Origin of the sequence: Nitrosospira multiformis, assembly GCF_900103165.1 — a bacterium.
Lineage (GTDB): Bacteria > Pseudomonadota > Gammaproteobacteria > Burkholderiales > Nitrosomonadaceae > Nitrosospira > Nitrosospira multiformis_D.
On the sequence record NZ_FNKY01000001.1, the window covers coordinates 2,132,765 to 2,154,093 of the forward strand.

Sequence of the window (21,329 nt, forward strand, 5' to 3'; positions counted from 1 at the left end):
ACTTCATCCCTTTATGTCATAGCACTACGCGAGGCGAGCAGGCCAAAACTGGCATCGAAGATGAAGCCGAAGACGAAGGTATATGCCGGAAGAGCAAGAGTAGACTTAGTTCCAGCAAAAAAGATATGCTGTCCTCGCGATCCGCTTGTGTGCCGTCACTTCGCCCCTCGCAATGCGGTTGAGGTTTGAGTTCCTTCTACTCCGTTGTTGTTGCAATAATTGCGGACGGGTGGTCAGAGTCCTTGATATAACCGGCATTGCGCCGATGGACAGGTATTCAGAGTCCTGCTACTGGACAGATGCGCAGAGTCCTAAGATGACACGTAGAAGTAGTTAATGTAGCCCAGAATGATTTATTAACTCTCTCAATTACAATTATTCCACAAAAAAACGGTAAATTGCTACCGCTATAGCAAAAAAATTGCATTCAAAGCTTCATCTTGCCTTTCGCTATCTCTGCCGTCTGCTCCTCGAAGTGCCGCAAGCAGGCAAAACGTGTAATCATTTTCTTGCGTACAAGAATGTTGCCAAACGATAACTGCTGGATGGATGGTCAGAGTCCTTGGTATAAACCGGCATTGCGCCGACGGACAGGTATTCAGAGCCCTGCTACGGACGGGTGATCAGAGTCCTAAAATGACAGGCAAACCTGTATGCTTGCTGATGCATCCGAGTTTGCCTTGCCAAGTGCAGCCTGTATCAGTTACTTCCTGTTTGTGGCATTTGGCCGCCATGAATCGCGTAATCTGGCTTAGATTGTTGCGCCATTTGGCGATGAGCCATGGCTTCCTTCATGTTGGCCCGCGCAGCTTGCTCATACTTACGTATCAAAGCTGTGGTATGCGATTTCAAATTGTGCGCTTGCCAGCCATACAGACGCGTCTGCTCATACTGTTCAAGCAGTGTCTTCTGCTCATCCGCCTTTGCCTGCATTTCGTGGGCGGCGCCTTCAAAACGCCTCGCCAAAACGCTATGCTCACTTGGGGCTGTTGCAGTCTGAATTGCTGATTCAGGAAGATTTTCTGCTTTTACGGTGCTTATGGGCGCACCCACAGCCAATAAACCAAGCAGGGATAAAACCGCAAAAGTATCTTTTGCTTTTATGCCGAGTGTCGTTGCCATTTTGATTCTCCTGTTCCATTTGATTAAAAATCAATATTGGACGGATGGTCAGAGTCCCTTTTGCTACCGGACGAATGGTCAGAGTCCTTACACTGGACGGATGGTCAGAGTCCTAAGATGTGACTTCATATTAAGTCCCTTACCATCAAAATGGTATTGGGGAAACCCTGATTCAATACTAAGGAAATTCCTGATTTTGTACTAAGTGAAACCCTTAGATAATGGATTGAATTCAAGGATCTGGACTAAGGCGCTGGAAGCAGAGAATAACAAGCATGCAGCGTTGAAGGACGCGGTCTCATGAAAGTGGTAAGCCCACAAGCCCGGCGGGAAGTGGTGGCGGGTCTTAAAGACAGCGTGGTAGTTGTCTGAGTGCTGGGCTTGTGGGCTGATGAACATTTTCACCCCCGTGTTGCGCTATCGCGCCCGGCCAGACTCGAATTGTCAGCTACGCGAGTGCATTGTCTTGCTTGCCGACAGAGGCGGCACGCCCGCTATTCTTCAGATCGATACTGATCTGACGGCGTTGAAACGCACGGATCTATGCAAAGGCTTCTTAATTCATCATGGCTTGCAATCCGCCAAGCCAGCCCGCCGCGATAGTCAGCAGCAATCCCGGAATAACCTGCAATGCGAAATGGCTGCCGCCATTGGATGCCGCCAATATCATTTTAGTCGCGGTGTTTGTGCTCATTGCGAGAAGGATGGGCAATATGGTTTGGGTCGCCTCAAGCTTACCCCCGGCTGCCAGCGACGCTACCGAGACCGCAGGGGAATGCGTATCGGCGAAACCGGCGATTGCGGTGCCTGCGATCAGCCCCGCGCTGCCCAGCCAGGCATTGAGTGCTGCCGCGACCAGAAGCACGGCCCCCATCGTCGTGGCGAGGATGAGCGCAGTGCGAAAGCTGAATGCCCTGCCCATCTCGATTGTTTCAGGGATTTTCTGCCGGAGCGCCTTCATAAAAAACCATGCTCCGTAGGCCACCGCCATGAATCCCGCCGACAGGAGTGGCACCGCCATGGCGGCAAGTGTTGCGGGATGGGTCGCGCCGAGTACGATAGCCATCTGAGTAATAGTGGCCACAGTTGAGAGAACAGCGCCCCCTACCGCCGCTGGCATGAGTTCCGGCCTCTGTTTAGCAAGCGTACCCATGGAGGCTATCGTCGCCGAACTGGATACGAACCCCGAGGCCAGTCCGGCAACAGGCAATCCATAGCGCGGACCAAACAGGCGCAAGGCGATATACCCCCCAGCGCTGATCGCCATCATCAACACCACGATGATCCACAAGGTATGCGGATTGATCGCATTGAAGGGGCCCATGTAACGGTCCGGCATCAAGGGCAGCACCACCAGCGCCGCACCGGCAAGCACCAGCGCATCGTGCAACTCGGCTTCGGTCAGGGTTTTGCGTACGAAGGTGTGGATGCGAGTTCGTGCCGCGAGCAGGAGTGCCACCGTAACGCCGAGACTGGATGCGAGCAGCGGTTCGCGCATGGCAAGCGCGCCGAGCAATAACGTCAGAAGCTGTACAAATTCGCTGGTAAGGCCCGGATCGCGTTGACTGCGTGTGCGAAAATAGCCCAATGCGATGAATCCGGCTACCGAGAGCGTCACCACTGCCAGTAACGGAATCCCTCCCAGTTCGAAAGCAAGCGCGCCAAGCAGGGCTGTGACGGCATAGGTACGAATCCCCGCCGGCGCACGGTCCCGCCCTGCGCCTTTTCTGCGCTCGCGCTCGACCCCTATCAGCAAGCCGATCCCCAACGCCACAGCGATTTTCATCCAGTTATCGGAGAGAAAGGTCATCGCGGCGATCAGTTCCTCTATTGTTATGGAGTATATGTAGGATGAAGCGTAGCGCAACCCCTCCTACGGAAGCCAGATTGGAAACCATAAAATTATTATAGTGTACTCATTACCCCTTTCCTGAATAAGGCTCCGAATGCCATTTAGACACTTTAAACATGTTTATATTGACAAAGTCATGGATGACTGATAACCTGCATTCACGTGCCGCACTTTGCCCACGCGTTTCTCTCATCGCAGTGATGAGATTCTCCAAGCAGGTGTTGTCGTATGAAAGTAATCCGATTTGTAGCGCTGCTATCCATGCTCGGTTTATTGGCGTCGTGCGCGCCGATGAGCCATCACGAGGCAATCAGTAGCCCCGCTCTCCGTAAAGCGGTTCAAAGCGCAAGAACCCGCAGCGATCATACCGCCTTATGGAAGCATTTCGAGAAGCTGGCTCTGGAAATGCGGGTAAAGGCGGAGGAGCAAAGGCAATTGCTGGAACACTATCAGGAAAAAAGCTATCTCTATGGCCGGCAAGCGCAAGACCGGCAATCGCACACATGGGCTTTGTTGAACAGATATGAACTGGCTGTGGAACAAAGCCTTGCCGAGGCGGATGCTCACCGGCAAAAAGCAGCAAGCCTCGCGCGGGAGGATCAAGGCGTCTTTGTCCGGCAAACGGCTGATACTCCCGCTATCGTAAAGTACAAGCTGCGCTCGAACGACATTACGGGTAGTAATTAACCTGAATCCGGCGGCGGATTCTATGAAGTTAGAACCATGATTAATAATGATGTTTCTTTCAATTTTGACCATTTCCGCACGTCCCGCTGCCGGATTCAGGATTGAACAGAGTAACCATTCAGAGAAAACAACTCACGGCTGATTTCTTTCGCAATTTCATCGCTGGATACGCAATCAAACCAGGCCTTGGTGCAAAGGGTGAAGTGTCCCCTTCTTTAATCTGAATCAAACAGAACATCTCAAAGGGAGTCAATGCAAATGCAGACAGATTTGGGATCGATGAAAAAAGAAGCACGCACGAAATGCGATACCGTATTGATGGAAGCCCATGCGCTGATTGACTGGGAAGGGCTTCGTACCGAGCTTATGGAGATATATAGACGCGAGATTAGTCAGGGCGAAGGACAAAAGCTCATAGACCCGCTGGTCATGTTCAAGACAGTGCTGTTGGGCCAGTGGCACAGCCTGTCGGATCCGAAGCTTGAAGAGGCACTGCGCATGCGTACCGACTTCATGGATTTTTGCGGCGGTTTCTCTGATGATGCGCCGGATGAAATCACGCTATGCCGTTTTCGAAATCGCCTGATTACATCGGGCAGGCTAGCTGGAATGCTCGCTGGCGTGAATGCGGAATTGCAAGCTCATGGCCTCATGATAAAGGACTCGCACCCTGCTGTTACTGACGACGTGCGTGCGCAATCGCCCGCTTGCCCCAAGCAAGACACGATTGATAATCCGGATACCACAGGTACGCCCGAGGCCAACGAGGTTGGCAACAAGCAAGGTGGCATTCCAGCGAAATATCCCAAACTGGTTAGCTACATTAAAATCCGGCGTCCCGAACCGGACGCTACCTGGATAAGAAGAAATAAAAAGAAGTACTTTGGCTACGTCGGTTATGTAAACGTTGCTAACGAGGATAACTATATCCGCAGGAGTGTGCAGGGTGGCCAGCAAAAGTAAAATCATTACGGCGGCTATCGTGCACCAAGGAGGTGATCTATTGGTAAAAAAATGGTTCCCACTGATACTTCTTATTGTCTTTATAGTCATCAGCGTGGCTGCGTTAAGCGGATTAGCCAGGAATCTGGCCCAGAAAACGACCGTTCTCAGTGATCCGTTATGCAAAGTGGTATGGAAAAAGAAAAAGCCGTATCAGTTTGCAAACCATGGCCCAGGCAAGGAGGTTGCAAACCACTGAGAAGCAATTCTCGATAGATTCTTCTTTATCACAGTGCTACCAGTGAGTGCGCCAGGTACACCAGGGGTACGATAAAGCAGGCAGGTGTCGGTGCCGACGGAGTCCTCATGGGGGAGGCATCAGGCTTCCCCGTCGGCGATGACAGGCTAGCGGTGATCGCTTCGGCGGCATCGCTAGCCACTTGCGCTCGTGTAGCTTATTGAGAATACTTTTCTATTCCGAAAAGAATCAGGATCAATAAGGGCACAAAACAAATTATGAAGATTGCAAGCCGCGTTCCCATCAGGTCGGGAAGCATGATTCTGCCGCGGTTGCCCCACTTCAGAATCGTCGAATCCAGGTAACCGGACAACTCCGCATAGAGATAACTACCTACCAGCAGGCCCATGATGCCAGCAATCGCATCGTAATTGCCCTGCCCCAGCGCCGCGGCGCCAGTACCCGGGCAGTAGCCCAGCAGTGCGAAGCCGATACCAAAAATCAGCCCCCCGATTATGTTTGCGGCATAGCGCGTGGGTTTCACATGCAGTTGGACAAGCCCCAGGCCATACATTGAGAAGATGCCGATCATGCCGACGGCGATCGCGGTGAGCATGATCTTCATTACCGTAAAATCAGTCAGAAAAAGTGCCCCCAGCAGTACATCGTATTTGGCAACACCGCCCTTCTGAAGCAAAAAACCGAATGCGATACCAAAGATCAGCCCGAGTACAAGTTGTTTGGGCCCATCTGCTTTTCCTGCTGATTGCTTTTTTGATGCTTCCTTTTCGTTTTTCCGCTTCTTTTGCGGGATCGGGAAAGCAACGGATGAAGGCATTTCCTGTGTTGCTGGCGTAATGGGATCCATAGCGTCCGGTGCCTTCCCTATATGCTGAACATCAGTTTTGCGGTAACAACACCGCCTGCAAAAAAACACATCAGCGCGATCCACGAACCCACCGAGAGTTGCAAGGCTCCGCTAATGCCGTGCCCGCTCGTGCATCCACCCGCGAGCCGTGCGCCAAACGCCATAACCGTGCCGCCGATAAATGCAACCCCAAGACGTAGTGCGCGACTTGAGCCAAAGTGTTCTTCCCACAAGGGCGGTATCCATTGCGCGGTAATTTCTCCCCCTGTATAAGCGGCCAGAAAAGCACCCAAAATAATGCCGACCATGAGCATGACGCCCCACTCGATCTGCGGCTTTGTTTCCTGAAAAAATTTGAGGGATTCGGTATGGCCTTTGGAAAACAGGTTTCCTATGAGCCCGGCAATACGCGCGAAAGATGTTGAAGCGCCAATCGGTTGATTGGAAAAATAGAATGTCGCCATCGAGAGCACCCCAATGAGCGCCCCGACCAGATAAGGAGACCATGCACCACCGTCATGTTCCATTGATGCCTCGCATCAAGGTTACGTCGGCCATCAAATAGGGAGCATCGTCTTTCCCGCGAAAGCGGGAATCCAGAGGTTTCCTCTAAACTATTTGATGACTGATTCCATAGCTGAGCTTACCCAGCATCGCCCGTCTTTTCCAATGGCAGGTCCAGCGCTTTCCACGCACAGAGACCTCCCAGCATGTTATAAACTTTAGAAAAACCATTCCGTTCCAGGATGCTTGCAGCCAGCCCGGCCCGATGCCCGACACTGCAGTGAACCACCAGCTCGCTGTCTTTCGGAAGTTGAGGAATACTGTCCTCAAGATGGCCCACAAAGGTATGGAGGGCGCCCGGTATGTGTTCTTTTGCCCATTCGTTATCATCCCGCACGTCGAGTACGTTCGTCTTGCGGTCCTGTATCCAGTTGGCGCATTCCTCGGCACTGATGGTGCCCAGCCCGTAAATGGGCAACCCCTGCTCCCGCCAGGCTTCCACGCCGCCCGCCAGCATGCCTTCTACTCTGTCGATGCCGATGCGCGACAGGGACGTCACCGCCTCCTGAATATGGCCCGGCTCATCGAGCACGAGAAGTATTGCCGTGTGTTCGTCCGCCACCCAGCCGCCGAAGGCCGGCAGCCCTTTCAGCCAGATGTTGTAGGACAAGGGAATATGCGCGGCCGCAAAGGTATCTGGCGAGCGGCAATCGATCACGATTGCGTCCTTCATCTTTTCCCGGAACTCTCCGGGTTGAAAGACGCGGAACTCCGCCGATAACCCGGGCGGTCTTCCCCCCATCAGATTGACCCGTTCCATATGAGAAAAATAGGGCGGGCGCGGCAGTTTCTCGGCCACCTTGTGGTCGACGAATTCCATGCGGCTCACCTTGAAGACGAGATTGGTTTCTTTTTCGATACCCAGCGTGGAGTCATCGCGCTTGGAAATATTCCCGCCACATGCCGAGCCGGACCCATGTGCGGGAAAAAGCAAAGTCTGATCACCGAGCGGGGCAATCTTTTGGTGAATGGAATCATAGAGAATGCCGGCGTTTTCACCGGTTTGGTCCGGGTCCGGCAAATCGGTGCGCCCAGTCTCGCTGACAAAAAGCGCATCGCCGGTGAAGGCACCCCAGCATTTATCCTTGGTATCCTGTGGATAGACGGCATAGCTTACGCTTTCCGGCGTATGGCCCGGCGTTGCAAGCGCTACGATACGCGTAGTACCCACCTTGAGCTCTTTTTCATCCGCAAGCTTGACATCCGAGTGGCCAAACAGCTCGTGCGTACCCGTCACGATTCGGGCGCCCGTCATCGCCGCCAGCGTTCGCGAACCGAATTCAAAATCTTCCTGACGGTGCGTTTCGAGTATATAGGCAATACTCAGATCGTTTCTCCGAGTGAGCTCCAGATATTCGTCGATATCGCGCCGCGGATCGACCACTACGGCAAGCCCTTCCCCGCACCCAAGCAGGTAAGAGTTCTGCCCCAGGCCCGAGGCTTTCAGTCTTTTGAAAAACATTCGCTACTCCCTTCCCGATTCGGCGCAATTTCGCTGGTTTTGATTGGATAAACGTACGGCCATGAAAAATAGCATATTGCCAGCGCAAAGGCTGGTCAGTGCGTTGGGACACATAATCCGGAAAGTGCGCGTAAGCCCAGGAATAAACTCGCGCGAACGACTGCCCGGTTCAATCCAGCGGAATTGCGCCCGTTTGATTGTGTTCAGGCCGATGTGCGTTTTGACTGCCCCTGTGAATAGGCTGGCATGGGGGCGAACCGGTCAGTTTGGCCTACTTGAATATCGGCAACGATTTATTGATCCCTCTCGGTAATTTTTTATAAGGCAATACGTATTGGATTTGCTATTTCTAAATATGCCGTCTATAAAAAAGTGGAGTTATACCGATGCGCCGACGGAGCCTGTAATGGGTAGATATTAAATTTCTTTTTGTAGCCATTGAACCAAAATCTGGCAGTTAACCACTCTATCTTTATCCTAACACTATGATCCACAAAGACTGTTTGCATTACTTGACCCTCACCTTTTTGGTAAGTTCGCTACAGGGCAGATTAGGTTAAAGCTCAATTAAGCCGGCATACAGCCGATCAAATGAGGAATCAGCTATGGCAACCAAGTATCTCAGCAATTATTACAGTTACAAAGTCATCCCTCAGGTTTTCGGTTTCCAGCTGACCGAAGTTGATCCGAAATTGGCGCTGGAAAAACAAGTACAGGGACATCTCGCGAATGGGCACCATTATTTTTTCCAGGACGAGTTCCAGAACGCCCTGAGCGAGTATCAGACAGCCTATGCCCTGCTGCACAAGTTCCTTCATCCCTATTTCCCGGTTGACGTTACTGCAATCACTACCTCTGTGCTCAAGCAAATGCAGTTGACCGATATGATGGTTACTGCCACTGCCCAGGTTGCAAAATACCGATCTGTCGTGGGGGAGCGTCCAATAGTATCGCTCGATAGTCCGTCGCAGGAAATCTCGTCCATCGTGCAGAAGTTCGGTGGCACGGGCAGCACCGTGGTGGCATCGCCCGCAGCCGTTCTTTATGAACAGGCTTCGACGTACCTTCAGGCTGGAGCTACTGCCGAGGCCCGACCCATTATTCGCCAGGCGCTCGAACTCAATGGCGGAAGGGACCGCGAACTGGAATCGAATCTCATGGTGGCCTCAGGCATCGCTGCCGTGCAGCAAAGCGAATTTGATAATGCCCGCGACAGTTTCGTGAAAGCATTCGAGCTTGCACAGCGCACAGGCGCGGGTATCGGGCCGGCGATCATACCCGGCGTCGTGGGTGCAGCCGGAACGCCTGGCGCAGCTGCCGCACCTGCAGCCGCAGCGCCCGGGCAATCTCCGCAAACGCCCGGACTCGGGGCGATCAGCAGCAACCTCGGGGTTGTGGCGGCCTTGACCGGGGATGCGCGCAGTTCCGGCGCCGCTTTCCAGGTGGCGGGAGACTCCGTGCCCCTGTCGTTTGGGCGCACGCTTTCGCAACCGCTCAACCCCGGTACGGCTACCGCAATGCAGAGACCGATGGGCAGCGAGGGACTCGGCCTCATTCTTAATTCGCCATCAGGTTCCAACCAGTATATGAGCCTGTCGCCCGCCGTTTCTCCATCTAGCGGCGCCCAGCAATTCGGCATCTTCAAAGGCGATCAGGTCGTCAGCGTCGATCTTCAGGTCAATGCAGCCGCAAACCTGACGGCAAGTATCTACCAGCCGCGAATCACCGCAACCTCGCTTGCGGCACTCGCGACTTTCGAGATCATCGACACCAATTTCATTGCCTATATTCCCCACACCTACGGCTTCACCATTCCGTTGAGTCTTGGCGATTGCTACCTGGAGCTGGGCGATTATGAAGAAGCCATCACCTGGTACGAAAAGGCTCGCGACTATCAATACCTGAACCAGGCCATTGAAGCGCCGATGGTCTGGTTGAAGCTGGCCAATGCATACGCCAGATGGGGTAATTTTCTGTTCGAATCCGGTGAAAAGGCCGAAGCCAGAACGAGGTACGAACAGATCGTGCGTCTCACCGATCCCATTCTGGATCCGGCTTCTGCGCTCTACAAGTCGCCGGTGTTCGACGGGCTGACAGCGCAGGTACAAGCCATTCTTGCGGCACCACAGCCGCTGGATGCCGAGGTGCACAACCCGTCCATCGCTGCCGTGGTATTGCTTGCCAAACTCAACATTCAAAACATCGAGGACGGGATCGATTTTCCATTGCTCAGCATGGCTCGCGAACAGGTTCCAGTGTTTCGCTTTGACTACTTGCAAAATACCGCGCGCTACTTCGCCGAGAATGCGATTCAGGCGGAGCGGACATACATCAATTTCAAGACCAGCGCCGAGCAGGAGCAGTTCCAGCGGTCGATGCTGGAGAATGCAGTTGACCTGGAGACCGCAAACGAACAACTCGAAATCAAGAAGGTAGAAATAGCACAAGAACAGAAGGAAGCAATCGAAGCGAACCAGGCTTATGCAAACACACAGCTTGAGAACGCCAGGGATTTGAAAACGGAATACGAGGATGTGAGCCTGGAAGAGATGGCCTTGGACTCCGAGATCACGTATGTGGGCGCTCCTACGACCGAGTACGATTTTTCCGGTTACGAGGAATATGGAATCTCGAACGGAACCCACCGTGTCGACGAAGTGCTCCGTACGTTGACACAGCGGCGCAGCGAGATCTCGCGCGAATTCGAACTCAATAACATGGATCGCCGGATCAGCGAACTGGAGGCTGCGAAGAAAGTCGCGGATGAACAGGTGGATATCGCGAACAAACAGAAAGAGGCCGCCGATATCCAGAAGAATATCGCCACGCTGCGCAAGCAGCAGGCCGAGCAGCAGTTGGCGCTGTTCGACTCGCAGGAGTTTACGCCTGATCTCTGGAATCGCCTGGCGAACGAGATTCGCCAGATTTCCAAGTCATATCTCAACCAGGCCATTGTGATAGCCCGGTTGATGGAACAGGCTTACGAGTTTGAGGTCGGCAAGGCGGTCAATATCATCAAGCCATCCTATGTCCGGAACGACCTCGCTGGTCTTCTGGGCGGCGACTTTCTACTGCGCGACATCGATTCGTTCACCTTCATGCGGATCATTCTCGGTGAGAAAAAACAGCCGATGAAGGAAATCATCTCTCTGGCGGATCGCTACCCGGTCCAGTTCCTGCGTGATTTTCAGCGGACGGGGACCATGGGTTTCCGTACCGAGCTGAGCGATTTCGACCGGAACTATCCCGGCGCCTACCTTCAGCGCATCAAGCGCGCCGAGGTACTCGTCGAGGGGTTGATCGGCCGCGGCGGAATACACGCGAGCCTGACCAACACCGGCCTCTGCCTGTCGCGAATGCGCGATGGGGGCATCCAGATGCGGCTGCTGCAACCAGAAACGCTGCTGCTGTCGCAGTACCGCATCGCTGCGGATGCCGTGATCTTCACGCCCGATGTCGAGATGCTGGCGATTTTCGAAAACAGCCCGGTCTCAACCTCATGGGTACTCGAGCTCAATCCTGCGGCAAACGACATCATCCTGAACTACATTACCGACATAAAGCTCGTGCTTTATTACGAGTCGTTCTTCGATCCGAACCTGAAGCCGAAGGTGCTGGAAGAACTCGCGGTCGAGCAGCTGAATGCCGGACGCCGCACCGTCGCACTCCGGTATGAGCTTTTCGACGAGTTCTTCGCGTTCCAGGATACCGGCGAGGTGACGTTCACGCTTCGATCGACCATGCTCCCTTTCTATCATCTGGACCCGCGCGTACGCGAACTCACGTTCCTGATCGAAACGGACGAAGGCGTAACCTCCGAGAACCTGGTCGTCAAGGTATCCACCGCCGATGGCACTGCCGCCACCCAGACCACGACCAGCGACGGCGCGCTTTCCACGGGTGGTTCGAACCCGCTCAATGCATTCATTGGCAAGCCATGGCTGCAGGAGTGGAAAATCACTGTCCCGATTGCGGAGAACCAGGCCCGGTTCGATGCCGGCTTCGAATGGTCGCAAGTGGAAAATATCGTGATGACCACGGAGTACGAGTTTACCCCCCGCCGCATACTCGGCCAGCCTTACCTGCTGCTGCTGGATCGCTTTGATGCAGATACACTCGCGAACTTTGACGTTGTTGATGATCCGCAGGCCACCGTCTCCGCGCCATCGGAGTGGGTCTTCAATGCCGAAGCGCAGCGCATCGATCAGCTGTCGGATATACACGGCGGTCCATTCGGAGCCGGCGCGACCGGACCTGAAAAACCCGGTACCTACCTCGTTCGGAAAACGACGGCCGAACTGCCGGCGGTCCAGAATTTCATCCTGGTCGTCGACGTCACTTCGGAAGATGACGATGGTATCGGTGTGGTGTTCCGCTGGCAGGATGTGGACAACTTCTATTACTTCCTGATGGACCGGCAGCGCAACTATCGCCGCATGGGCAAGAAGGTCGTCGGCATATTCCAGGAACTCGATACCGCCGCGCTGGATACGACTCGCGGATACAACGCCGGTACGAGTTATTCGTTGAAGGTACGCATCAGTGGAACGCAGCTGAACGCGTACCTGAATGACGAACTGGCATTGTCGGGGCAGGATGCGTCGCTACCCGGCGCAGGACGTGCCGGACTTTTCAGCTGGGGCAGCGCGGGAGTGCACTTCGACAACTTCCGCATCGTGGATCTCTGAAACGGAAAGAGGATAGCCTGTGGCCAATAAATCGCCTGTCAATCGCCAATCTGCCTCCAATCCTGGAGGCGGCGGCGACGTTCGCGGTCTCGGCGAAACATTTCAGCCGGACCTGAATTCCGGAGTCGGCAACTATCGGGTTCCTCTCGATCTGTTGCCGGGCATACGGAATTTCCAGCCCAGCCTCGCCCTCGGCTACAGCACCGGCGCCGGCAATGGCGCCTGGGGTCTGGGCTGGTCGCTGCCTTTTGCCGCCATCAGCCGCCGTACGTTTCGAGGCACGCCCTCCTACACGGAGGATGATACATTCCTGTTCGCCGGACAAACGGAACTCCTGCCCGTGGGCTCCGATACCTTTCGGGCATCCATCGAGAACGGATTCGAGCAATTCAGCCGCATGGCGTCCGGATGGCAGGTCACGGAAAAGTCCGGCATACGCCACACCTTCGGGACTACGGCTGAAAGCAGGGTCGAATTCGATGATAACGGGACGACCCGGGAGTTCGCCTGGCTTATCGAACGCACCGAGGATACCGCGGGAAACACCATCACATACCGGTATCGAACGGAACAAGGCCAGCGCTATATCGAGGAAATTCGCTACGCCGTCTATGCGGTCCGGTTCGAATATGAAGCCCGCCCGGACTCGTTCTCGGATTTTCGCAGCGGCTTTGAGGTGCATACCGCCCTTCGTTGCTCGCGTGTCACGCTTCATGTCGAACCGCTGGGTCCGGCCGCTGTGCGAACGTGGGCACTGGCGTACGATACGGAGCCTTACTCCGGTTTGTCGCTTCTTCGGTCGGTCACATTTTCGGGTTTCGATCCGGAGACGGGAGAGTCGGCGTCACTTCCGCCGCTGGAATTTTCTTATACCGGATTCTCCCCCTCAAGCCGCCGTCTGAGGAAGTTCGCAGCTGAAGCGGGCGCCGCGCCTCCCGGCCTCGACCAGCCGAATCTGGAACTGATCGATCTGGAGGGTCGCGGTCTGCCTGGTATTCTGTCGATTGAAAACGGTGCGGCGCGCTACTGGTCCAATACGGGCAAGCTCAGGTGGAGCCCGCCCCGCTCCTTGCCGCAGTTCCCGGCCGTCTTCTCCACAGGGGAAGACCGCGTGCAATTTGCCGACATGGATGGAAACGGTGCGGCGGATGTGCTCGTCGGCAGCGGCACGCTAAGCGGCTTCTACCGCAATGAGGGAACCGGCGCGTTCGCCGATTTCAACCGGTACGTCCGGCAACCGCAGCTCGCTTTTGAAACCGGTGGCCTGCAGTTAATGGATGTCAATGGCGACGGGCTTGTTGATGCGGTGCACGATGGCCGCACCGGTCTTCAGGTATACGACAACCTGGGTTCCGCGGGGTGGGCACCCCCACGGCTCGTCCCGCGTGACGATCTGCCGGCACCGGTGCCGAATCTTTCTTCGGGAGATCCCCGCGTCCGTCTCGCCGACATCAATGGTGACGGGCTTGCAGATGTGGTGTTATTCAGCAGCGGTTACTTCGAATACTGGCCTTCGCGGGGCGGAGGCCGCTTCTCCGAATCGCGCAAGATGACGGCCGCGCCGAGATTCACATATCCGTTCGATCCGGCGAGAGTGTTCCTCGTCGATATCAACGGAGATGGCCTGGCCGACGTCGTTTTTGTCGGCTATGACGAGGTAACCTACTGGATCAACCAGTCGGGAAATTCATTCAGCGCCCCGCAGACGATTCGCTACACGCCGCCAACCTCGCGTGCCGATACCTTGCGAATCGCGGACATGAGCGGAACCGGAACGGCAGGGATTTTGTGGACGAGCCCGTATCCGGACTATCGCTACCTCGATTTCACCGGCGATGTGAAGCCCGGCCTGCTTTCGCGCATCGATAATGGACTTGGCCGCATCACGGCCATCGAATACTCGACCTCGACCGGAGAAGCAACGCGCGACCGGGAGCAAGGGAATCCATGGGTATCATTTCTTCCGTTTCCGGTGCAGGTGGTTTCGGCCGTCACCGTCGATGACTCGATCAGCGGCCTGCACAACGTGACCCGCTATCGTTATCACGAAGGCCACTACGATGGGTATCGGCGGGAATTCGACGGATTCGGCCGATCCGAGCAGATTGAAGAAGGCGATGATTCGATTCCCTCCTGTCGAACTGTCTTTTACTATCACACCGAAGCGTCGGGCCGGCCGGCGGTTCCCGATCCGGAGCTTCGGCGCAGCCTGAAACGCAAGCTTTTCCGGGTAGAGGTATTCGGAGAAGATGGGGGTCCGCTGGCATCGGCTCCATATCGTGTGGAGGAGAGCACGTGGACCGTGCGGGTTGAGCAGACGCTTGCGGATAGCCGGCGGGTTCTGTTTCCCTTCATCGGGGAGACAGCCATATCGACATTTGAACGGACGTCCGATGCGCGTATCGAGCGGCGCCTGTTCACGTTCGATATATCCGGAAATGTGACCACCGAAGAGCGTCGCGGAGAAGGCGGATCAGGCGCACCCGGCATCGTAACGACCCACGCCGAGTATGCGCTGGACCCCGCAGGACGCGTCCGTGACCGCGTTTCCCGCATTGTCCAGCGTGACGGTGACGGCAATCTGCTCAACGAAGTGCGTCATTATTACGATGGCCCCGCATTCCAGGGATTGGCGCTCGGCCAGGTCACGAATGGACTGCTCACCCGCACCGAAAGGGTGGCGCTGCACAAGAATGCAGCCACGTCCATATACGGTGCGCATGAGCCTGATTTTTCAGCATTGCAGTATCACGATGGAGTGGATCAAGATGGCGAGCCAGCCTGGCTGTACAATCATAAACGGGTCAGTCTGGATGAGCGCGGCAACGTCCTGGTCAGCCGTGATGCACGCGGCAACGATACGACCTACGTCTTCGACGAATTCGGTCTGTTCGCCACGTCGATCACTGATGCAAAAGGCTTTGTCGCAACGGTCGAGCATGATCTCCGGGTAGCGAGGCCCAGGCGGATGGTGAACCCTAACGGCGGAGTGACCGAGTCGCGCTACGACCCCTTGGCGCGCATTGCCCTGGTAGTGGCCCCCGGCGATACGCTCGCACTCCCTACCGTCGCCTATTCATACGAAACCGCGACGCTGCCAGCGCTGCGTGCTGCCCATTATCTCGTTCTTTCGGGTGATTCCCGCACCATTTCCGTCAATGAGTACCTCGATGGGGCCGGAGCCCTCTTCCAGCGCCGCACCGAGCATGACGGCAACAGGGTATCCGTCAGTGGACAGGTCGTTTCCAATGCCCGGGGTAAGACAGCCGAAAAATTCGAGTCCTTCTATGCCGAAGGATTGGGGTTCGAGCCGTATTCAACCGATCCTTCCGCGCCACGACGCAGCTTCTTCTTCGACCCATTGGGCCGCGCGATCCGCACCTTGCATCCGGATGGCGGCCAATCCGGCGCGGAATATCGAACGTTCGACACGCTATTCTCCGATGCCGGGGATAACGACCCTGCCCTGGCGGATTCGTTCGGGACACCGCGGCGCGAGATCTACGACGCATGGTACCGTCTCGTAGGAGTGGAAGAGCGCGACCAGGCATCGATCCGCACAACAAGCTACGAGCTTGATGCCACCGGCCGTTTGCAGCAGATTACCGATCCCCGGGGAGTGATCCTTAGCCGCATCACCCGCGATCTGACGGGTCAGGAGATTTCGATCGAGCATGTGGATGCGGGCCATCGCCTGCTGGCTTATGATGCTGCAGGCAACCTCGCACTGCAGGTGGATGGGGCCGGCGAGCCCATCAATCGCAGCTTCGATGAACTGAATCGCATCACCGGGACGACTTATGGGGGTGCCGAGCCGGAAACATACTTCTACGACACCGGGACAGGCGCGAATCTGACGGGTCGTATTGCACGCACGATCGATCCCGCCGGCGAAACCACTTATAGCTACGATTCCCGCGGCAATGTCATCGAGCGCTCGCGCCTGGCGCCGGGCCAGACCGAAGCCCTGGCACTGAGCTACTCATTCGACCGCATCGGCCGTATAACCCAGCTGACCTACCCCGATGGAGCGGTTATTGATTTCGAGCACTATTCGGGATTTCTGCTTCGGTCCATTCCTGGAGTTTTGAACGCGATCGAATACACAGCCGCCGGTGTGCGAACGGGGATGGATTATCAGAACGGGGTCCGGACTGAATACAGCTATGATCCTGCCTCTCTTCGATTACGGGAAATCCGGACGTTCCGGCCCGATACGGGAGACGTATTCTTTCATACCCGTTACGACATCAATACGGTCGGGAACGTTGCGTCAATCGAGGATCTGCGGCCCGGTACGCCGGGATTTCAGCGGACGCAGGGTTTCGCATACGATGCCTTCTACAATCTGTTGGAGGCTTCCAGTCCCGATCCGGCGGCAGGATATTCGCATGTCTACGAATATGACGCGGCGGCAAATTTTATTCGCAATCCAATGATCAGCTCCAATCCGCTCTTTTATGAAAACGGCGGCAATAGTAACCGGCTGAGTGGTTACAACGATGGCATAAACCCCGTTAGCCTGTTCGGGTACGATCCGAACGGCAACGTCGTATCCATGCCGGGGCGCACCCTGACTTTTGACGCCAAGCAGCAGCTTGCGCGCGTGCAACTGGACAGCGGCGCCGATGTGGCTTTTTTCTATGACCATAAAGGTGTGCTGAGCCGGCGCGAAGCGACCGAGGCCGGTTCGACGGAGGTGACGCACTACGTTGACAACCTGTTCGAATCGGGTGATGGTTCAGACACGCGCTGGGTGTTGGCGGGAGACCTGCCAGTCGCCCGTATCTCCGAGGGGACGACTGTATTCATCCACAACGATCATCTGGGCAGTGCGGTCATCTATACCGATGCGGATGGCGGCCTTTTGACCGAGGCCGCGTTCCACCCTTTTGGAAGTGTGCTCATTGCACCGTCCGGTACCCTGCCCCCCGCATTCGCGACGAAAAAACTCGATGCGGAAATCGGCTTGTACTATTTTAACGCGCGCTGGTACTCGCCGACGATGGGCCGCTTCATTTCACCGGACCCGCTCTACCTATATCAACCGGAACAGGGGCTCCAGGAACCGAAGCGTCTGAACCCCTACGCGTACGCTGGCAATAATCCAGTGCGCTATGTCGATCCAAGCGGCCTCGGCTTCTGGGACGTGCTGGGTGCGATCGTCATCGCCATCGCCGTGGTGGTGGCCGTTGTCGCCGTTTCGGTGCTGACCTTCGGAGTCGGGACCGCGATCGGGTTCGGCACGCTCCTGGCCTATGCGGCAGTTGCGGGACTTGCGGGCGCTGCAATTGGCGCTGTCGTCGGAGGCATTGCCTATGGTAGCTGGGAAGGCGCCCTGCGCGGCGCCCTGATCGGATTTACTGCAGGCGCCAATGCCATGATCGGCGGCATGATCTTCGGGCCGATTATCGGCGCTGCGCTTGGGGTCATCACCTTCCTCTCGGTCATCCCGCCAGTGGCAAAGAGTGATGTCTATCAAGGCATACTCGGCTGGACCAGTTACCTGATGCCGATGAGCTGGCCGGGCCATGCCATTGGTCTTACCTTGTTCGCCCTGAACGTCGTCGGCTATCTGGTCACGTTCGGGCAAGTGGATGCGCTGCGGATCCGGGATATGCAGGTTGACTGGAAAACGGGAAACATTTTCACCGTGGGCGGATGGGTCGGTCAACTGGATGGGAGAGCATTCAACTTCGGCGCATTCAGTTTCGTAAACACATCCCGGTATGTCGGCGGAGAAATCATCCCCGCCACGTTCGAGCATGAATCGGGCCATATGCTGAGTAACGCGGCATTCGGCTTCTTCCAGGCAACACGCGTTTTCGAAGGAAACGGGCTGGACAGCTTCTGGGAGCGTATTGCCGAAAGCAATGTGCCTCCAGGGCTGCGCGGCAGCGACCCCGTGACACCAGAACCCGATCGTCCCAAGATCCCGCAATGGGGCTGATGTAGCCGTCTGCTGCTATCCTGGAATATGAGCTATAAGATGTGAGTTAGTGCTAATCTGCGCGTAGCAACTCAGCCGTCACTTCATTCTGGCATACCCCGCCACGCTCGAACACACTGATGTTTTGCAGAGTAGTTTGCGCAATGCTGGACAACGCTTCAGCGGTAAAGAATCCCTGATGTCCGGTAATCAGCACATTTGGAAAAGTCAGCAGGCGTTCGAATACATCATCCTGCCGCACTTGATCAGATAGATCCTTAAAGAACAAGTCGCCTTCCTGCTCATACACATCCAATCCCAGACAGCCGATTTTTGAAGATTTCAGCCCTTCAATCACCGCCAGCGTATCAATCACCGCACCCCGGCTGGTGTTGATCAGCATTACGCCGCGCTTCATGCGCGTAATCGCCACCCTATCGATTAAATGATGCGTTTGCCAGTTGAGGGGACAATGAAGGGTGATGATGTCGCTGTCCGCATAAAGTTGCTCCAGCGGAACATATTCCACACCCAGACTGATGCATTCCGGACTTTCTTGCGAATCATGGGCGACCAGGCGGCAACCGAAACCATGCAGTATTCGCGCGACTGCGGCACCGATGCGCCCTGTACCGACAATACCGGCGGTTTTGCCGCGTAATTCAAAACCGAGCAGCCCTTGCAATGCGAAGTTGCCGTTGCGCACACGATTATAGGCCTGGTGAAGATGCCGATTGAGCGCGAGCATCAGCCCCACACTATGCTCCGCTACCGAATGCGGTGAATAGGCGGGAACCCGTACTACATGAAGCCCCAGGTTATTGGCCGTCTGGATATCCACATTATTGAAGCCCGCACAGCGCAGCGCGATCAGGCGTGTGCCCTGCGCCGCCAATGTTTGCAGCACCGCTGCATTCAGCGTGTCGTTGACAAATACACACACGGCGGGAAAATCTGCCACCATCTGGCGCGTTTCCTCGCACAGGTGCGAATCAAAAAATATCAACTCGTGCCCGATGTCATGATTGGCAGCCAGCAAAAATTGACGGTCATAGGACTGTGCATTACAAACAGCGATCTTCATCTAGGCTCCTTATTAGTTCCTCTCGCCCGCACCGAACAATTAGCGCTGAATGCCTCAGCCGGACTTTGGGGGAAGGCTGCCTTATCCGCAGCAGCCCGATTGTGCCTGAACCGGCGGACATTTGACGGTCCCGAAGGAACAAAACACACAGCAGTCACCGTGATGAGGACGCAGCAGCACCTTGCAGCCGTTGCACTCATAGAAGAACAGACAGGCATCTATCGGCATTATTTCCCGTTTGGCATATCCACAGCACGGGCATGTCAGCACTGATTCAAGGAGAGGCGCATCAGGAATGCACGTGTCAGGTGGTAAGGATCGATCCTGGCGGGGATCAGCAAGTGACATGAAAAAGTCCGATGGTTGAGCCTTTAGCCTTGTTCCAGTGGTGAATGGCTTCGGGGGTGGGCCAGAGATCAACCCGGACCTCCTCTTTCTTGAAATACTCGGATGCTTCTTTAGAGAGCGTTACATTGCCATCGTGGCCTGAGCCAATGATCAGCCGTTCTGCTCCCTTTTCGAATATATGCTCAGCTTCGTCGAGTGAGATTGTATGGGATGTGCCGAACACTGCCTTGGATAGCTTTTTCTTTCTCTTCTTGATCTCCCCTGAAAGCCGGATGAGAACATCATGCTCGATATCTGACCCATCTATGGTGATGGAGCCAAATTTGGTACCGCCAATTCTAGGTTTCATGATGACTCCTTCTGTTATATGCGTCTAATGTTTAACATGAGTGGGCCGCAGAGGCCGCAGACCGAAGGAAATAGGGGATAGACCACGTTTTCCTGTTACATATTTTTCTAAGTCTTCTGAAAAATATTTGCTGCCCCTCCCCCGCCGAAGTTTTAGAATTGGAAAACATACTGTGCCTAAGATCATCGATCGTTAACATAAATATGTTACGGAGGCACATATTAGTCAGTGCGCTGGGGCACATAATTCAAAAGGTCCTGAAATAAAACTAGCGATAGTAATCGACCGCCATTAATCGAGAAACAAGCGCTACTAGCAGTAGCCCGATTGCCCCTCACATCGGTGGGCATTTGACGGTCCCGAAGAAACAAAAGACAGCAGTCGCCGGATGGAGGCGCAGCAGTGCATTACAGCCCTTATACTCATAGAAGAACTGGCATGCATCGGCTAGCATCGTTTTCTGTTTGGCATATCCGCCGCGTGGGCATGTCAACACCGATTCCAGGATTGGCACATTGTGAAATCATAAAGAACTCCAGTGAATGACATACCCGTTTTATCACGCCAATAAGACGGGGCTATGGACCTCTCCCAATCGGCAAACTGTCTCGCAACCTGCCTCGCCATCATTCCGGTCCTAATGGATTATCTGAGTTGAATAACCACACTAATCCTCAGGTGTACCTTGGTCCAATGGGCAATACATTCAATGCTTGTAAGATGTAATCACGCAAGCGATAGCGTTGGATGTTGAGTTATGGAACATAAAAATGAAAAAATTAAAACGATTGTTGGTTGAATCTTTATAGCTTCCTTAACGTCTCCCGCGCTAGATAAATAAGGATGCGGTTAAACCTTGGATTGGGGTAAGTATATGCTTAGACGCCGTATTCAAAAACCGTCTGAATCGTTTAGTTCGTTACCTCTACCTTTCAATCAGTGCTTGGCTAAGTCACGCAAAACGGATGAAAACGCAGTATTGCCCGGGCGACTGGTTCTTAGTCACTGCCAGATTGTTGGTGAAGTGGCGTGCGCGATGATGAGGCGCATGCCGATTGGCTGCGCGCGGAATTATTTCCTGTCGGCGCTGAATTGATTGCTGCTACCCATGATATCGGAAAAGGTCAGCCTGACTTTTCAGAAGAAAATCTATATCGCGCTGTCTCAAAAAGATGAGCTGTGCTTTCATCACTGAA

At 54.9% G+C, this 21,329-nt stretch carries 14 protein-coding genes; 5 read left to right on the forward strand and 9 right to left on the reverse strand.

Features of this window, described 5'->3' with window-relative positions:
- Positions 1 to 699: 699 nt before the first annotated feature.
- Together BLR00_RS09620 and BLR00_RS09625 are read right to left on the reverse strand one after the other, a co-directional pair.
- A complete protein-coding gene (locus BLR00_RS09620) occupies positions 700 to 1,122 on the reverse strand; it encodes a hypothetical protein (RefSeq protein ID WP_074632146.1) in 423 nt (140 codons plus the stop codon).
- A gap of 556 nt (positions 1,123 to 1,678) precedes the next feature.
- Entirely contained in the window at positions 1,679 to 2,989 is a 1,311-nt protein-coding gene (locus BLR00_RS09625) for an MgtC/SapB family protein (RefSeq protein ID WP_371130373.1), read from the reverse strand.
- 213 nt (positions 2,990 to 3,202) lie between these two features.
- On the opposite strand from BLR00_RS09625, the gene BLR00_RS09630 reads away from it, so the two are divergent.
- Both BLR00_RS09630 and BLR00_RS09635 read left to right on the forward strand, forming a co-directional pair.
- A complete protein-coding gene (locus tag BLR00_RS09630; RefSeq protein WP_256324100.1) occupies positions 3,203 to 3,661 on the forward strand; it encodes a hypothetical protein in 459 nt (152 codons plus the stop codon).
- A 258-nt stretch (positions 3,662 to 3,919) separates the two neighbouring features.
- Positions 3,920 to 4,624: a transposase gene (locus BLR00_RS09635; RefSeq protein WP_074632148.1), complete on the forward strand. Its 705-nt coding sequence runs from the start codon at positions 3,920 to 3,922 to the stop codon at positions 4,622 to 4,624.
- A 434-nt stretch (positions 4,625 to 5,058) separates the two neighbouring features.
- On the opposite strand, the gene BLR00_RS09645 is transcribed toward BLR00_RS09635, so the two are convergent.
- From BLR00_RS09645 to BLR00_RS09655, 3 genes are all read right to left on the reverse strand, one after another.
- Positions 5,059 to 5,793 (reverse strand): YeeE/YedE thiosulfate transporter family protein, encoded by a 735-nt coding sequence (locus BLR00_RS09645; RefSeq protein WP_256324101.1) that lies wholly within the window; start codon positions 5,791 to 5,793, stop codon positions 5,059 to 5,061.
- On the reverse strand, positions 5,727 to 6,236 hold the full coding sequence (locus BLR00_RS09650; protein ID WP_074632151.1) for a YeeE/YedE thiosulfate transporter family protein: 510 nt from the start codon (positions 6,234 to 6,236) through the stop codon (positions 5,727 to 5,729). The genes BLR00_RS09645 and BLR00_RS09650 overlap by 67 nt, the downstream gene beginning before the upstream one ends.
- A gap of 116 nt (positions 6,237 to 6,352) precedes the next feature.
- Entirely contained in the window at positions 6,353 to 7,735 is a 1,383-nt protein-coding gene (locus BLR00_RS09655) for an MBL fold metallo-hydrolase (protein WP_074632152.1), read from the reverse strand.
- 605 nt (positions 7,736 to 8,340) lie between these two features.
- Between BLR00_RS09655 and BLR00_RS09660 the strand changes: the two genes are divergently transcribed.
- Together BLR00_RS09660 and BLR00_RS09665 are read left to right on the forward strand one after the other, a co-directional pair.
- Positions 8,341 to 12,423, forward strand: a complete 4,083-nt coding sequence (locus BLR00_RS09660) for a Tc toxin subunit A-related protein (protein ID WP_074632153.1) — start codon at positions 8,341 to 8,343, stop codon at positions 12,421 to 12,423.
- A gap of 19 nt (positions 12,424 to 12,442) precedes the next feature.
- Positions 12,443 to 18,373 carry a toxin TcdB middle/N-terminal domain-containing protein gene (locus BLR00_RS09665; RefSeq protein WP_074632154.1) on the forward strand — a complete coding sequence of 1,977 codons (5,931 nt, stop codon included), beginning with the start codon at positions 12,443 to 12,445 and terminating at the stop codon, positions 18,371 to 18,373.
- Between the two features lie 52 nt (positions 18,374 to 18,425).
- Here BLR00_RS09665 and BLR00_RS09670 read toward each other — a convergent pair whose 3' ends face one another.
- The 4 genes from BLR00_RS09670 to BLR00_RS17140 form a co-directional block, all read right to left on the reverse strand.
- The gene (locus tag BLR00_RS09670; protein WP_074632155.1) at positions 18,426 to 19,436 is read right to left on the reverse strand and encodes a 2-hydroxyacid dehydrogenase; all 1,011 of its coding nucleotides are present in this window, start codon (positions 19,434 to 19,436) and stop codon (positions 18,426 to 18,428) included.
- A gap of 81 nt (positions 19,437 to 19,517) precedes the next feature.
- Complete coding sequence (locus BLR00_RS17015) at positions 19,518 to 19,784, reverse strand: GDCCVxC domain-containing (seleno)protein (protein ID WP_074632156.1); 267 nt, start codon at positions 19,782 to 19,784, stop codon at positions 19,518 to 19,520.
- A complete protein-coding gene (locus tag BLR00_RS09680) occupies positions 19,771 to 20,133 on the reverse strand; it encodes an MTH938/NDUFAF3 family protein (protein ID WP_074632157.1) in 363 nt (120 codons plus the stop codon). Before BLR00_RS09680 ends, BLR00_RS17015 begins: the two co-directional genes overlap by 14 nt.
- 334 nt (positions 20,134 to 20,467) lie before the next feature.
- The gene (locus BLR00_RS17140; RefSeq protein ID WP_074632158.1) at positions 20,468 to 20,647 is read right to left on the reverse strand and encodes a GDCCVxC domain-containing (seleno)protein; all 180 of its coding nucleotides are present in this window, start codon (positions 20,645 to 20,647) and stop codon (positions 20,468 to 20,470) included.
- 515 nt (positions 20,648 to 21,162) lie between these two features.
- Between BLR00_RS17140 and BLR00_RS16675 the strand changes: the two genes are divergently transcribed.
- Entirely contained in the window at positions 21,163 to 21,309 is a 147-nt protein-coding gene (locus BLR00_RS16675; protein WP_176759963.1) for a hypothetical protein, read from the forward strand.
- Positions 21,310 to 21,329 lie beyond the last annotated feature (20 nt).